The 14,119-nt window shown below is 56.8% G+C and carries 10 protein-coding genes and 2 tRNA genes; 4 read left to right on the plus strand and 8 right to left on the minus strand.

The annotated features are described in order from the left end of the window. Nucleotides 1-96: 96 nt before the first annotated feature. Nucleotides 97-1,347, minus strand: coding sequence for an integrase arm-type DNA-binding domain-containing protein (locus tag IM284_RS20405; RefSeq protein ID WP_047955800.1), 1,251 nt, complete (start codon nucleotides 1,345-1,347; stop codon nucleotides 97-99). A 161-nt stretch (nucleotides 1,348-1,508) separates the two neighbouring features. After that, nucleotides 1,509-1,584: transfer RNA gene (locus IM284_RS20410), tRNA-Asn, on the minus strand. Between the two features lie 6 nt (nucleotides 1,585-1,590). Between IM284_RS20410 and IM284_RS23790 the strand changes: the two genes are divergently transcribed. From IM284_RS23790 to IM284_RS20420, 3 genes are all read left to right on the plus strand, one after another. Continuing rightward, nucleotides 1,591-1,683, plus strand: a complete 93-nt coding sequence (locus tag IM284_RS23790) for a DUF5951 family protein (RefSeq protein ID WP_219358334.1) — start codon at nucleotides 1,591-1,593, stop codon at nucleotides 1,681-1,683. Nucleotides 1,684-1,745: 62 nt separating this feature from the next. Then, nucleotides 1,746-3,200, plus strand: a complete 1,455-nt coding sequence (emmdR, locus tag IM284_RS20415) for a multidrug efflux MATE transporter EmmdR (RefSeq protein WP_120247348.1) — start codon at nucleotides 1,746-1,748, stop codon at nucleotides 3,198-3,200. Nucleotides 3,201-3,303: 103 nt separating this feature from the next. Beyond that, a tRNA-Asn gene (locus IM284_RS20420) sits at nucleotides 3,304-3,379 on the plus strand. A 142-nt stretch (nucleotides 3,380-3,521) separates the two neighbouring features. Here the strand turns inward: IM284_RS20420 and IM284_RS20425 are convergent. The 3 genes from IM284_RS20425 to shiA form a co-directional block, all read right to left on the minus strand. Beyond that, nucleotides 3,522-5,288 (minus strand): aminopeptidase P family protein, encoded by a 1,767-nt coding sequence (locus IM284_RS20425; RefSeq protein ID WP_047367877.1) that lies wholly within the window; start codon nucleotides 5,286-5,288, stop codon nucleotides 3,522-3,524. A gap of 18 nt (nucleotides 5,289-5,306) precedes the next feature. Continuing rightward, complete coding sequence (locus tag IM284_RS20430; protein WP_193055875.1) at nucleotides 5,307-6,761, minus strand: AMP nucleosidase; 1,455 nt, start codon at nucleotides 6,759-6,761, stop codon at nucleotides 5,307-5,309. Between the two features lie 73 nt (nucleotides 6,762-6,834). Then, nucleotides 6,835-8,151, minus strand: a complete 1,317-nt coding sequence (gene shiA / locus IM284_RS20435) for a shikimate transporter (RefSeq protein ID WP_047367875.1) — start codon at nucleotides 8,149-8,151, stop codon at nucleotides 6,835-6,837. A gap of 255 nt (nucleotides 8,152-8,406) precedes the next feature. Between shiA and pagP the strand changes: the two genes are divergently transcribed. Next, a complete protein-coding gene (pagP, locus tag IM284_RS20440) occupies nucleotides 8,407-8,982 on the plus strand; it encodes a lipid IV(A) palmitoyltransferase PagP (protein ID WP_028013749.1) in 576 nt (191 codons plus the stop codon). Here pagP and IM284_RS20445 read toward each other — a convergent pair. Genes IM284_RS20445 through IM284_RS20455 form a run of 3 tightly spaced genes read right to left on the minus strand, consistent with a single transcriptional unit; the run spans nucleotide 8,979 to nucleotide 14,088 of the window. After that, a complete protein-coding gene (locus IM284_RS20445) occupies nucleotides 8,979-9,944 on the minus strand; it encodes an acyltransferase (RefSeq protein ID WP_045629806.1) in 966 nt (321 codons plus the stop codon). The two genes, pagP and IM284_RS20445, sit on opposite strands and share 4 nt — an antisense overlap. After that, nucleotides 9,941-13,003 (minus strand): efflux RND transporter permease subunit, encoded by a 3,063-nt coding sequence (locus IM284_RS20450; RefSeq protein ID WP_047367874.1) that lies wholly within the window; start codon nucleotides 13,001-13,003, stop codon nucleotides 9,941-9,943. Before IM284_RS20450 ends, IM284_RS20445 begins: the two co-directional genes overlap by 4 nt. After that, nucleotides 13,003-14,088, minus strand: a complete 1,086-nt coding sequence (locus tag IM284_RS20455; protein WP_047367873.1) for an efflux RND transporter periplasmic adaptor subunit — start codon at nucleotides 14,086-14,088, stop codon at nucleotides 13,003-13,005. Before IM284_RS20455 ends, IM284_RS20450 begins: the two co-directional genes overlap by 1 nt. Nucleotides 14,089-14,119: the final 31 nt, after the last annotated feature.

Consider the following 14,119-nt stretch of genomic DNA (forward strand, 5'->3'; position numbering starts at 1 on the left):
GCTTGAGGGGGGGAGATTGCGGCATGGCAGTATAAAAAAGGCCCATGATTAATACGATAATGGGCCGTTCTGTAAAGCTAAGATATTATGAATATTTTAATTTTTTTCAAAAAGATATGGTGAAATAAAAACCTTTCGATTAATTGCAAGATAATCCGACCACCATTGCATCATCGCTTTTCGAGCATCAAGGTATTCCGCTTTATGTATGTAAGCCGCCCGCACGCTGTTGCGCTCCTGATGGCTCATCTGGCGCTCCACTGCATCCTGCGACCATAAACCGGACTCCATCAGGGCGCTGCATGCCATTGCCCTGAGGCCGTGACCGCAGATATCATGTTTAGTGTCGTAACCCATAAGGCGCAGTGCCTTATTCACGGTGTTTTCACACATCGGTTTATATGGGTTATGGTCGCCGGGGAAGACCAGCTCACCATCACCGGAGATATCTTTAATCCGTTTCAGAATGGCGATGGCCTGTTCTGAGAGGGGTACGATATGAGCAGTGCGCATTTTGGCACCGCGCCCGGAATAACGCACGCCTGCAATGGCTTCGCGTGTGGCGGGTATCGTCCAGGTTCTATTTCTGAAATCTATTTCTGACCAGCGGGCAAAGCGCAGCTCACTGGAGCGAATGAACAGATGCAGCGTCAACAGGACGGCAAGCCGGGTCAGTTCACGGCCTTGATGATATGCCTCAATACGTTCAAGCAGTTCAGGCAGCCGCTCCAGTGGCAGGGCGGGATAATGCCGTCTGACGGGAGGAGCCGTTACGCCGTCAAGGTTTGCCGCCGGGTTGCTGTCGATTAACCCCTGATGAACTGCATGACGCATGATGTTGCTGAGGTGCTGCCGCGTGCGGGACGCAACTTCAAGCAGTCCTTTTTCCTCAATCCCTTTCAGCAGGCCAATGAAATGCCGGGGTTTAAGCTCTGAGACTGACAGGTGGCCGATAACCGGAAATACATGATTGTTCAGGCTGGCAAGCAGACGGTCAGCGGTGTTCTGCGACCATTTTTTATTACTTTTATGCCACGCCAGTGCCACGATTTTAAATACTTTCTCCGATGTGTAGGCTCCGCGTTCAACTGCCCGCTGCTGTGCCGGGTTGATGTTCAGCGCCAGCATCTTACGGATACCTTCGCGCTGCTGGCGGGCATCAGACAGGGAAACGGCAGGATAGGCACCCAGTGCAATGCGGGATTCTTTGCCGTTTATACGATATTTGAGATACCAGTGACGTGAGCCGCCCGGTTTGACAAGAAGATACAGACCGTGAGAATCGGAGACTTTAAAGGATTTATCAGAAGGTTTAAGAGTGCGGATTTTCGCATCGGTAAGGGACATATGGGGGTCACTCCATTATCGAACTAACCTGACCCCAGATTTGACCACCAATTTTTCCCGATGCGGAGGATTAAATCAAAATACACCGGGAAGAATTTTCACGCTAACCTCTTGAATCAGTATCAGATAAAGATTCGCAAGGAGGCATGAAAACAGGAAATTGGCTCCTCTGACTGGACTCGAACCAGTGACATACGGATTAACAGTCCGCCGTTCTACCGACTGAACTACAGAGGAATCGTTGTGGAGGCTTATCTTAGCGGCGAAAAAACTTTTGTCAAACCTGATCTTAGGGAAAATCGACTGATTGCCGATTCTGTCGTCAGTTTGTTGTAAATACACACATCTTTTTCAGGAAAATACTTTGCAGGATTAGCATTTCTCCCCCATCATTTGAAATGGAGTTTCAACTATTCTCGCTAAGGTCCATTTTGAACGTCACTGCCTCTCTGCGCCAGGCGATCGTGCGCACGCCATGGTACGCAAAACGTAAAAGCTATCGTGTTCTGTTCTGGCGTGAAATCACCCCTCTTGCCGTGCCTATTTTCCTGGAAAATACCTGCGTTCTGCTGATGGGAGTGCTGAGCACCTTCCTGGTAAGCTGGCTGGGGAAAGAGGCGATGGCGGGGGTCGGGCTGGCAGACAGCTTTAACATGGTGGTGATGTCATTCTTTGCCGCCATCGATCTCGGGACGACGGTTGTGGTGGCCTTTAGTCTCGGCAAGCTGGATCCCAAACGCGCGCGCGAGGCTGCACGTCAGTCGCTGATGATCATGACCCTCTTTTCGATTGTTCTGGCGGCGGTGATCCACTATTTCGGTAAAGAGATTATCGATTTTGTCGCCGGGGAAGCCACGAACGAGGTGAAGGACCTGGCGCTGACCTATCTCGAAATGACCGTCTTAAGCTATCCGGCGGCGGCCATCGCGTTGATTGGTAGCGGCGCGCTGCGCGGGGCAGGTAACACCAAAATCCCGCTACTGATCAACGGTGGGATGAATATCCTGAATATCATCATCAGCAGCGTGCTGATCTACGGCGCGTTCTCGTGGGATGGGCTGGGGTTCGTCGGGGCCGGGCTGGGATTAACCATATCACGCTATATCGGTGCGGCGGCTATCATCGGGGTGCTGATGACGGGGATTACCCCCTCGCTGCGTCTTACGCTTAAGAGCTACTTCCGGCCCTTTAATTTCGCCATTATCTGGGAAGTGATGGGGATTGGTATTCCCGCGAGCATTGAATCCGTGTTGTTCAACGGCGGGAAGCTGCTCACACAGATGTTTGTCGCCGGAATGGGCACCGACGTTATCGCCGGTAACTTTATCGCCTTCTCCATCGCCTCGCTGATTAACCTGCCGGGTAACGCCCTTGGGTCGGCATCAACCATCATCACGGGTAAACGGCTCGGGAAAGGGCAGATAGGCCAGGCGGAGCGGCAGCTGCGCCATGTGTTCTGGCTGTCGACGATTGGGCTGACGCTGATCGCCTGGGGCACCGCGCCGTTTGCCGGGCTGATGGCCGCGTTCTATACCCACGAAGATGACGTGAAAGAGGTGGTGAAGATCCTTATCTGGCTCAACGCCGCCTTTATGCCCATCTGGGCGGCATCCTGGGTGTTGCCTGCCGGGCTGAAAGGGGCGCGCGATGCCCGTTTTGCCATGTGGGTGTCCATGCTTGGCATGTGGGGGTGTCGCGTTGTGGCGGGCTATACGCTGGGCGTGGTGCTGGGCTGGGGCGTGGTGGGCGTCTGGCTGGGGATGTTCCTTGACTGGGCCGTACGCGGGGCGCTGTTCTACTGGCGCATGGTCAGCGGGCGCTGGCTGTGGAAATATCCGCGACAAAATGCCTGACAATTGCGCGAAATGGAGAATAATTCGGCAAACGATCGGAAATATGCATTCTGCCTTTGACATCATGGGGGAGCATCGATAATATGCGCCCCGTTCACACGATTCCTCTGTAGTTCAGTCGGTAGAACGGCGGACTGTTAATCCGTATGTCACTGGTTCGAGTCCAGTCAGAGGAGCCAAATTTGAAAAGCCTGCTTTTAAAGCAGGCTTTTTGCTTTTCTGCGCCAGGTAAATGCAAAACGGCAACCTTGTTGCCGTTTTTAGTGTTTTCACCCTCTCCCGTGGGAGAGGGATGGGGTCAGGGCATCAGACCGCACGAAATTACACACGAACCGGCGCCGTCGCCTCCTTGAGCCACGAACGCGCCTCGCTATTCACCAGCGGTGACAGCGCCTCACGTACTTGCTGATGATACTCATCCAGCCACTGCTTTTCCTGCTCGCTCAACAGATCCAGCTCGACCTGGCTTAAATCAATCGGGATCAGCGTCAGAGAAGCAAACTTGCAGAACCCCGGACGGCTCTCCACTATCTCCACCTGGTTTTCAATACGGATACCGTGGCTATCGCCCAGATAGTATCCCGGCTCAATGGTCATGATGTTCCCTGCCACCAGCGGCCACGGGTTGACCTTTTTGGCGATGCGATGCGGGTTTTCGTGGATCAGAAGCTGGTGGCCCACGCCGTGCCCGGTACCGTGATCGTAATCCAGCCCCATCTCCCACAGCGGACGACGCGCGAAAGCATCCAGCTGGTGCCCCTGCGTACCGGAAGGGAACTGCAGGGTAATCAGCGACAGGAAGCCTCTCAGCACGGCGGTGTAGTGCAGACGCTGCTGCGAGGGGACATTACCCCACGCCAGCGTGCGCGTGGCATCGGTGGTGCCGTTAGCGTACTGACCGCCCGAATCGTTCAGGTAAAAATGGTTATGGCCGATGGGCTTGTTGCTGGCCTCGCTTGAATGATAGTGGCACATCGCCGCATTGCTCGAAGAGGCGGAAATAGTCGCGAAACTCTGCTCGATAAAACCGGGCTGCTGTTTGCGAAATGCCAGCTGCTGCGCCTGCACTTCCAGCTCCGTTAGCGGTTGTCCCGCCGCCGCACGCAGCGGCACTTCGCGGCTCAGCCAGGCCAGGAAGTTGACCCACGCGGCGCCGTCCTGGAGATGGCACTCGCGATACCCTGCCAGCTCGACCGGGTTTTTGGTAGCCTTAATGAGGGTAATGGGATCGGTTCGCCAGACAATTTCACCGCGCGGTTCAATGGCAAAGCGCAGGGCCACCGGCGCGGAGTCGGCATCAACCATCACCCGCTTCCCTTCAGCAAGTTGCTGACAGCGCTCAATAAAGGTGTCCTGTGGCGCAATCGTGAAGGCGTTCAGAACTGCATCAGGGAGTTCTGCGAGCTTATTATCGTTAACAAACCACTCAACGCGGCCGTCGCGACCGAGCAGGGCAAATGAGAGCGGTACCGGACTGGTGGGGATATCTGAGCCGCGTACGTTGAGCAGCCACGCAATGTTATCCGGCAGCGTAACGGCCAGGTAGTCTGCGTTGTTTGCGGCCAGCACGGCGGCAACGCGCTGACGTTTGTCTTCGCTGCTTTCACCGCTTATCGCAACTGGCATTTCACGGATAAGCCCCGCCGGTGCGGCAGGGCGATCGGTCCATAAGGCGTCAAACGGTGACGCGTTCAGCGGCACGAGCGTGCACGGAGTGGCAGACAGCTGCGTGAACTCGGTATTCGTCATCAGCATTGGGTCAAAACCAATGCGCGTGCCCGCCGCGACGTTGGCCGTCAGCCAGTCTGCCAGCGGCTCGTTGTGTAGATGGTGGATCTCAACCTCATCCATATTCACCTGAACGCGGGCCTGCACCTGATAGCGCCCGTCGACGAACAGCAGCGCTTTATCCCTCAGTACCAGCGCGACGCCTGCAGAGCCGTTAAAGCCTGTCAGCCAGGCCAGCTTTTCGTCGTTCGACGCGCAATTCTCGCTTTGCCAGGCATCGGTGCGCGGAACGATCATCCCGTCGAGGCTGTTTTCCTGAAGCCACTGACGCAGGGCAGAGAGCGGAGTAGGGGTGTGCATGGTTTTTCCTTATTGTTATTAGCGGAACGGCGGCTCGTTGAAGGTGCGCAGCTTGCGCGAATGCAGTCGGTCGCCTTCCGCCCGCAGCAGGTCGATGGCGCGAATGCCGATCTGCAAATGTTCGGAAATCGCCCCTTCATAGAAACGGTTGGCCTGACCCGGCAGCTTAATTTCGCCGTGCAGCGGCTTATCGGACACGCACAGCAGCGTGCCGTAAGGAACGCGGAAGCGATACCCCTGGGCGGCGATGGTGGCGCTCTCCATATCAATCGCCACCGCTCGGCTCAGGTTGAAGCGCAGCGCGGAGGCGGAGTAACGCAACTCCCAGTTGCGGTCATCCGTTGTCACCACCGTACCGGTACGCAGGCGCTGCTTCACCTCTTCACCCGGCATGCCGCTCACCTCTTTGGTGGCGTCATACAGCGCGCGCTGTACTTCGGCGATGCTCGGGATTGGGATATCCGGCGGCAGTACCGCATCCAGCACGTGGTCGTCGCGCAGATAGGCGTGGGCCAGCACGTAATCGCCAATCAGCTGGCTTTCGCGCAGGCCGCCGCAGTGGCCAATCATCAGCCACACGTCGGGGCGCAGCACCGCCAGATGGTCACAGATGGTTTTGGCGTTCGACGGGCCGACGCCGATGTTGATCAGGGTGATCCCCTGACCGTCGGCGGTGATCAGGTGCCAGGCGGGCATCTGGTGTTTTTTCCACGCCAGATCGGAGATGGCCTGCTCGGGCGCTTCGGTCTCGGCGGTGATCCAGATCCCGCCCGCGCAGGAGAGGGCGATATATGGACTGTCCGGATCAAGGATCTGGCTACAGCCCCAGCGAACGAACTCGTCCACGTAGCGGGTGTAGTTGGTAAACAGCACAAACGGCTGGAAATGCTCGGCGGGCGTGCCGGTGTAGTGGCGCAGGCGCGCCAGGGAGAAATCCACCCGACGGGCGTCAAAGTGCGACAGGGGGGAAAACTCTGCCGGGTGATAAATCCCGTCAGCCGTCTCATCGCCAATCTGTGACAGCTCGGTCGTTGGGAAGTGGCGGGTCAGTCCCGCGCTCATGGAGCGGTCAAGAGTTAGCGCCGAACCGTCAATCACGTACGGGTACGGGATCTCATGCTGTGAAGGCTTCACGGCAATGTGCGCGCCGTAATCCTGATACAACAGCGTTAGCTGCTCTTCCAGATAGGGGCGGAACAGTGCAGGGCGGGTGACGGTGGTGCTGTAGCAGCCGGAGTGGGTAAAACGGGCGTAGGCGCGGGTTTTCGGCGTCGTGCTTGCGCTGCCGTCCCAGGTCACAGAGAGCGATGGATAAACAAAAAGGCCTTCGTTTCTGGCCTTTTGATCGGGAAGTTTCCCCGTTTCGATGTATTCGCTGATGGCGCTGCGCAGCGCGTTGACGGACTGTTCATACAGCGCGTCGAGTTTTTCCAGCGCCTGAGCCGGGGTCAGGCTGGAGCCCTTATTATTCATCTCTGTCTCCTTGTTCCACAGGTGTGCGACTCTATCCGATAGTATGTCACACGCCTGTGAAACAAAAGGGAGATCAGCGGTGGCTCGTCTCTTTCATCAGCAGCGCCGTTGCCGCCGACAGCAGGCAGCCGGCCAGCAGATAAATCGCCACGCTGTGCCAGTTACCGCCGGAGAAGGTCACCAGCGCGGCGGCGATAAACGGCGTAAATCCGCCGCCGACCACGCTTGCCACCTGGTAACCCACGCCCGCGCCGCTGTAGCGGTAGCTGGCGCCGAACAGTTCAGTAAACATCGGCTGCTGCACGCAGACCACCATATCGTGAGCGATGTTGGCGAGCATAATGGCGAAGAAGACAATCCAGAACACAGACTGCGCCTCCAGCGCCATAAAGAACGGCCAGGCGCTGAGGGTGCCAATCAGCGCGCCGGTGATGTAGACGCGGCGGCGACCAAACCGGTCCGCCAGCCAGGCGAAGCAGGGGATGGTCAGGCAGCTGATCCCGCCAACCACCAGGCCGATATTCAGGAACAGTTCGCGCGGCAGGCCGAGATTCTGCGTCGAGTAGTTCAGCGCAAAGGCGGTGACGATATACATCGTCAGCAGCTCGCACAGGCGCAGGGCGATAATTTTCAGAAAAGCGCCAGGGTGCCGAATCAGGGCTTCCATCACCGGCAGCCGCTTTTTGACGGACGGCTCCTCACGCTGCTGCTGTTCGAACTCTGCCGACTCATCCATCCCGTTGCGGATCCACAGGGCGGCAATCACCAGCACGATGCTGAAGATAAACGGGATGCGCCAGCCCCAGCTCAGAAACTGCTCGTCGGTGGTGAGCTGGCTGATTAACGATACCAGCCCGGTGGAAAGCAACAGCCCGACGCCGTACCCGACCTGCACGCCGCTGCTGTAAAACGCTTTCTTGTTTTTTGGCGCGCTCTCAACGGATAACAGCGCCGCGCCGCCCCATTCGCCGCCCACGGCGAAGCCCTGAATGGCGCGCAGCGTCACCAGCAGCACAGGCGCCCACCAGCCAATAGCGGAAAACGAAGGAAGAATGCCAATCAGCGCGGTGGCGATCCCCATCATCCAGACGGTAAGCATCAGCATCCGCTTGCGGCCAAGCCGGTCGCCGAAGTGGCCGAAAATCACCCCGCCCAGCGGGCGAAACAGAAAGCCGACGCCGAAGGTGGCAAACGCGGCAAGCGTGCCCATCGCGGGGCTAACCTGGGGAAAAAACTCGCGGTTAAACACCAGCGCGGCGGTAATGCCGTAAAGCAGAAAATCATACCAGTCGACGACGGCACCCGCGAAGCTGCCGAGTGCAGCGCGGCGGGCGCGATTGAGCGAAGGTGTCTCCTCGTTGGGACGATCGGAGATGAGGGTGGAGTCCATAGTTATCCTGTCCGTACTGTTTTTTATTATTGGTATAAGAAAATGTCACTCACATAGCTGCCGTCATATAAACGGAACCTATGAGACTACCGCGACAAAACGCCTGAGAAAACGTTTTTATCTTTCCGGAAGGCGCTGAATAAATAAATTTCATTTTCCCCTGCCTCGAGATAAATCAGTCTGTTTGGCTCCGGTTCGTGCTGAATGGATTACAGTAATAGATACCGCTGCGTGACTAAAGCTGAGGGAAAAACGATGCAACGTAACTTTTCGGCATTCTGGATGGTCCTGTTTTTATTCGCCGCACCGCTTCATGCCGAGCCGAAAGTCTATGGCGAACAGCGTATTAGCGGCTGGTGGAATGCGCTGACGGATGATATCTCCCAGACCTGGGAAGAGCCGCAACGTTACGATTTGTACCTGCCGTTTCTGAGCTGGCACGCCCGCTTTATGTACGATAAAGAAAAAACCGACAATTACAACGAAATGCCGTGGGGCGGCGGCCTGGGCGTGTCCCGCTATAACGAAGAGGGCAACTGGAGCGCGCTTTTCGCAATGATGTTCAAGGACTCGCACAACGAATGGCAGCCCGCGATGGGCTATGGCTGGGAGAAGGGCTGGTATCTGGATAATGCCAAAGATTTCCGCCTTGGGCTCGGTGCCGCCGCGGGCATCACGGCGCGAGATGATTTTGCGAACTATGTGCCTCTGCCGTTCATCTTCCCACTGTTTTCTGCCGGCTATAAGCGCGTTACCGTCCAGTTCACCTATATTCCTGGAACTTATAACAACGGCAACGTGCTTTTTGCCTGGCTGCGCTTAGGCTTTTAAAGGGTGATCACCTTTTTTGCCACGGCGTTAGACAATACCAGCATGGAAAAGAGAACAGAGGTGACGAACGTAAGCACAATCAGCGCCAGCTTCATGCCGAGAGAGGTCACCGGTATCAGCGCCGTCAGCAGATGAAACACCGAGTAATGCACAATATATACGCCGGTCATCGTTTTGCTGATGGCGGCCAGAATGGACTCCTTTAATTCAGCATTGCGGCGAAAGCGAACGCCGTTCGCCGCAATCACCAGGGCAATAATCAGGATGTAGATCTGCGAGCCGGTGAGAATAAAGGCGTTTCTGTCGGCCTTAAACAGGGCAAAAAAGAAGTGGCGCTCGTAAAACCAGGTGAAGAGATAGATAAACGGGATGGCGACAACCGCCGCCCGAACCACGTTTTTGCGGCTTATCCACTCGGCGACTTTTGGGTCGCAGAAGAGCTGCCCGGTCAGATAAAACAGCAGCCATGTCCACAGCCGATACTGCGGCGAAAGCGAAAGGACGTGCGTTTCAGGATAAAGCGCCGATAACAGATCGTATCCGTAGGAAAAGCACAGCAGAGCAGCAATCGCGCCGCAGAACAGCGATCTCCGCTGGCTAAGCCACTCCACTGCCGGATGGAAGGTGTAAATCACGACAAAGGCGAACACGAACCAGGGCTGAATTAAATACCCGCGTTGATAAGGCTCCCAGAGGTAGTAGATCGTTATCCAGAACAGAAAAACAATCACCAGACTTTTTATTTTACCCAGCTGCCAGCGTGTGCCGTGCCGGGATTGCCCGTCGAGATAGCCCGACACCACAAAAAACAGCGGCGTGGCGATGGTCGAGATAAAGGTTAAAAAGCCCAGGATCCAGTGATAGTCATAGTCATAATGATCCCAGGTATTGTAGATGGTGAAGAAGGTGACCGCCGTCATACAGCCCAGCGTCTTGATAATGTTCAGCCCTGTCGCATTCATTGTTGTTTGGCTTCGTCCTTACGATGGAAACACGCATAGATCACGGGGAGTACCAGTAGCGTCAGGATTGTAGCAAACCCCAGTCCAAACATAATCACAACGGCCATGCTCTGGAAGAAAACATCCAGCAGCAGCGGTGCCAGGCCAAGTACGGTCGTGAACGCGGTGAGCAGGATAGGGCGCAGGCGCGAGGTGGCGGCATAAACGATCGCGCTGTGCTGGTCCTTGTGCGTTTTCTGCTGTTCGATCTCTTCCACCAGTACGATGCCGTTGCGGATGAGCATTCCGCTCAAGCTCAGCAGACCAATCAGCGCCATAAAGCCAAAGGGAATGCCGGTAATTAAAAATCCTGGCGTGACGCCAATCAACGCCAGCGGTACGGTCAGCCAGATCGCGACGGCATTTTTTACCGAGCTGAACATCAGCACCGTAATAACAAACATCACCAGATACCCGAGAGGTAGCGTAGTGAACAGCCCTTGCTGCGCTTCGCTGGAGTTTTCCGCGTCGCCCCCCCACTCGATGCTGTAACCGTGTGGCAGGGGAAGGGCATCCACCTGCGGCTTCACGCGGGCGAGAATATCACCGGAGGTTTGCTGGCTCAGCGGGTCCGGATCCGTCTGAACCGTCAGTACCCGCGAGCGGTCGCGTCGAAGGATGAGCGGATCTTCCCACTCCAGCGTGAAGCTGCTGACGACGTTACTCAGCGGGATATACTGCTGCCGCGCATGGCTCCACACCAGCACGTTGTTCAGGTGGCTGGCGTCCAGCCTTTCGCTTTCCGGAGGCCTCACCACCACGGGCAGCAGGTCACTGCCTTCCCGATACAGCCCCGCCCGGCTGCCGGAGAAATTCATCTCCAGCGCGTTGTCGACGTCCTGCTTATCCACGCCAAGCTCGCGTCCCAGCGCGGCGACGTACTGCGGACGGATCACTTTGCTGCGGTTTTGCCAGTCGTTTCGGACGCTCCCCGTGGCCGGGTCGCGCGCCAGGATATCGTCCACCTGGCTGGCAATCAGACGCAGCCTGTCAGGATCCGGGCCTTTAATGCGCACTTCAATGGCGCTGTCGCCGGAGGGCCCAAACATCACCCGTTTCGTGCTGGCGTTGACCTGCGGGTAGTTACGTGCGATGTACTCATCCACGTAGCGCGTCAGCGCGGAGATGCTGCGCTGGTCATCCATACGCACCATAATCTGCGCGTAGTTGCTGTACTGCCGCTGTCCGCTGTAGGTCAGAATAAAGCGCATGCTCCCCTGACCAATGGTCGAGACGGTGGTTTCCACGCCGGGCCGTCCCTTGATGGTTTTCTCAATATCGCCAGTCATTTTCTCGGTCCATTTGATATCTGTCCCGTAGGGTAACCAGAGGTCGACAAAGAAAATCGGCGTATTGGACGACGGGAAAAAGTTTTGCCGCACCGCGCCAAACCCCCAGACAGACGCGGCCAGCAGGGCGGCCATCACTACCAGCGTCGGCGCTTTATGGTGCAGCAGTGCGTTCAGCAGGTGCTGGTAGAGGCGGTAGAGACGTTTGTCGTAAGGATCTGACTCGTCAGTGGCGTCCGGCGCGCTGTCGTTTTTAAACAACCACCACTTAATCAGCACCGGGGTGAGGGTGAGCGCCGAGAACCAGCTCAGCATCAGGGAAATCAGCAGCACCTGGAACAGAGATTTACAGTATTCCCCGGTGGAATCCTGCGATAGCCCGATAGGGGCAAACGCAAGAATGGCGATCACCGTCGCCCCCAGCAGCGGCAGGGCGGAGCGGCGGATGATGTTGTTAACGGCGGTTAACAGCGGGGAGCCCTGCTGCCGGGCAATCAACACCCCTTCGACAATCACGATGGCGTTATCCACCAGCATGCTGAGGGCGATAATCAGCGCCCCGAGCGAGATGCGCTGTAGCTCAATGCCACACAGATACATAATCAGCAGCGTGCCCAGAACGTTAAGGGCGAGAGAAACCGCGATGATGATCCCGCTGCGTACCCCCATAAAGATCAGCAGCACGCCGATGACAATCGCCAGCGCCATCAGGAAGTTAATAATAAAACCGTTAACAGAATGGCCCACTTCGGCTGCCTGATCGTAAAACAGATCTATCTGTATGCCTGCCGGTTTTTCCGCCGACATCTGGTTTAGCTTCGCCTCCAGCGCGTGGCCCACGTCGATCACGTTAACGCCGGAAATAAACGAGACGCCCATGGTGACGGCTTTTTTGCCGTTGGCATGGTAGATACTGGCGGGCGATTCGTTCAGCCCGCGCGACAGCGTGGCGATATCCCGCAGGCGCGTCGCCGCCCCGGTGCCGGAAGGCGTGATGATGAGATCCGCCAGTTCATCGAGATTCTCGAACTCACCGGTCGGGTGCAGACGAATGGATTCGCTGCCGGAGGTGATTTCTCCGGCGCTGGAAACGACGTTGAGCCTGCTGAGCAGGGCGGAAAGCTGGTTCAGCGTAATGCCGCGCGCGGCCATTTTGGTCAGGGAAATATCGATGTTGACCTGTTGGCTAATGGCCCCGCCGATGGCGACCTTCGCGACGCCGGGAACCAGAATCAACGCGCGGCGCAGCTGCTCTGCATATCTCACCAGTTCAGGATTACTGAATTCATCCCCGGAAATGGCGAAGAAGAAGCCGAATACGTCGCCGAAATCGTCATTCACAAAGGGCGTGACGACGCCGGGCGGGAACTGACGCGAGGCATCGCCCACTCGGCGGCGCAGCTCATCCCAAATCTGCGGCAGTTCGTTCGAGTGATAGCGTGAAGCGATGTTAACGGTGATTTGCGACAGCCCGTTTGATGAGATGGAGCTCACGTTGTCCAGATAAGGCAGCTGCTGAAGGGCATTCTCCAGCGGCAGCGTCACCTCTTCTTCAACCTGCTGAGCGGATGCGCCGGGGTAGTGGGTAACCACCACAGCGGTTTTGATGGTAAAGGCGGGATCTTCCAGCCTGCCGATATTCAACAGGGCGAAAATCCCCCCAATGCCCAGCAGCAGAATCGTTAGCCAGACGCGAACCGGGTTATTAATAAATTGACGAGTGATATCCATTACAGTCCCCGCTCACGCGTCCAGATACGCACCGGCTGGTTAGCATGGAGCTCTCCCACGCCTGCGGCCACCACGCGCTCGCCCGCCTTAAGCCCGCTGGTGATCGTCACGCCTTCGGTTATCACTTGCCCCACGCTGACCTTGCGGTCTTCAAGATGGAGCGTGTCGCCTTCTCCCGCCACAACCCAGACGTGCGGCTCATTGCGTGGGCTGTTGTCCGGGTTAAAGACGGCCTCAACCGGTACAACCAGCGTCTGAGCGCCCGCGCCAGCCGGGAGGTTGGTTAAATTGATGGTCACCGTACCGCTTACGCCACCGACGGCGGGAAAATCATCTGGTCGCGGCATGGTCAGTATCACCTGCCAGGTCAGGGTATTACTGTCGCTGCTGCCCGAGTGCTCTTTGTAGACGGCGGTAAATTCCCGATCCGGAATGGCGTTAATTCTCACTACCGGACGATACTGCGCGTTGCGGATATCAAAGGTCTTAAACAGGTTTTCAGGGATGCTGAACACCACATCAAGCAGATCGGTGCGGGTTAACGTCGCGATGGGCTGACCGGCAGACACCACCTGATGGTTTCGGACATGTACGCTGGCCGCCGTCCCGCTGAAGGGGGAGACGAGCGTCATCTGATTCAACTCTTCTCGGGCAATCTGCAGCGCCGCATTCGCCGAATCGCGGTTCGCACGCTGCACGTCCATTTCGGCTTTCGAAATCGCCTGGCGGCCCGCCAGCGTCTGGAAGCGATCGAACTGCCTCTGGGCCAGCGTCGCCGCCGTCTGCCTGTCGTTAACCCGCTGCTGGGCTTCACGGGCGTTCAATCTTGCAAGCTGTTGGCCCTGCTTGATGGCTGCGCCCTGACGCACATCGAGCGCTTCAATTTGACCAGCGCGCTTGAAGGAAAGGTCTGTGGCATCGCCCGACTCAATGCGGGCGGGAAAAACGCGCTGCTGGGCATAACCGGGAACCGTCACCTCCGCCACTTTAACCATTCTGGGCAGGGGGGAGGCTTGTTCAGGTTTAGGATCGCACGCCGTGAGCGTTAACAAAACGAACGGTAAAAGAGAGAGGTAGCGGTTCACTGTATTCCCCTAATAAATAACTGTTTTATTT

The organism is Enterobacter cloacae complex sp. P12RS (assembly GCF_014895875.1).
Lineage (GTDB): Bacteria > Pseudomonadota > Gammaproteobacteria > Enterobacterales > Enterobacteriaceae > Enterobacter > Enterobacter bugandensis.

What these genes read in the sequence shown, in the direction of transcription:
- pagP (WP_028013749.1), top strand. Translation starts at nt 8,407, where the DNA reads ATGCAACGTAACTTTTCGGCATTCTGGATGGTCCTGTTTTTATTCGCC.
- shiA (WP_047367875.1), bottom strand. Translation starts at nt 8,151, where the DNA reads ATGGACTCCACCCTCATCTCCGATCGTCCCAACGAGGAGACACCTTCG.
- IM284_RS20430 (WP_193055875.1), bottom strand. Translation starts at nt 6,761, where the DNA reads ATGAATAATAAGGGCTCCAGCCTGACCCCGGCTCAGGCGCTGGAAAAA.
- IM284_RS20425 (WP_047367877.1), bottom strand. Translation starts at nt 5,288, where the DNA reads ATGCACACCCCTACTCCGCTCTCTGCCCTGCGTCAGTGGCTTCAGGAA.
- emmdR (WP_120247348.1), top strand. Translation starts at nt 1,746, where the DNA reads ATGGAGTTTCAACTATTCTCGCTAAGGTCCATTTTGAACGTCACTGCC.
- IM284_RS20450 (WP_047367874.1), bottom strand. Translation starts at nt 13,003, where the DNA reads ATGGATATCACTCGTCAATTTATTAATAACCCGGTTCGCGTCTGGCTA.
- IM284_RS20405 (WP_047955800.1), bottom strand. Translation starts at nt 1,347, where the DNA reads ATGTCCCTTACCGATGCGAAAATCCGCACTCTTAAACCTTCTGATAAA.
- IM284_RS20445 (WP_045629806.1), bottom strand. Translation starts at nt 9,944, where the DNA reads ATGAATGCGACAGGGCTGAACATTATCAAGACGCTGGGCTGTATGACG.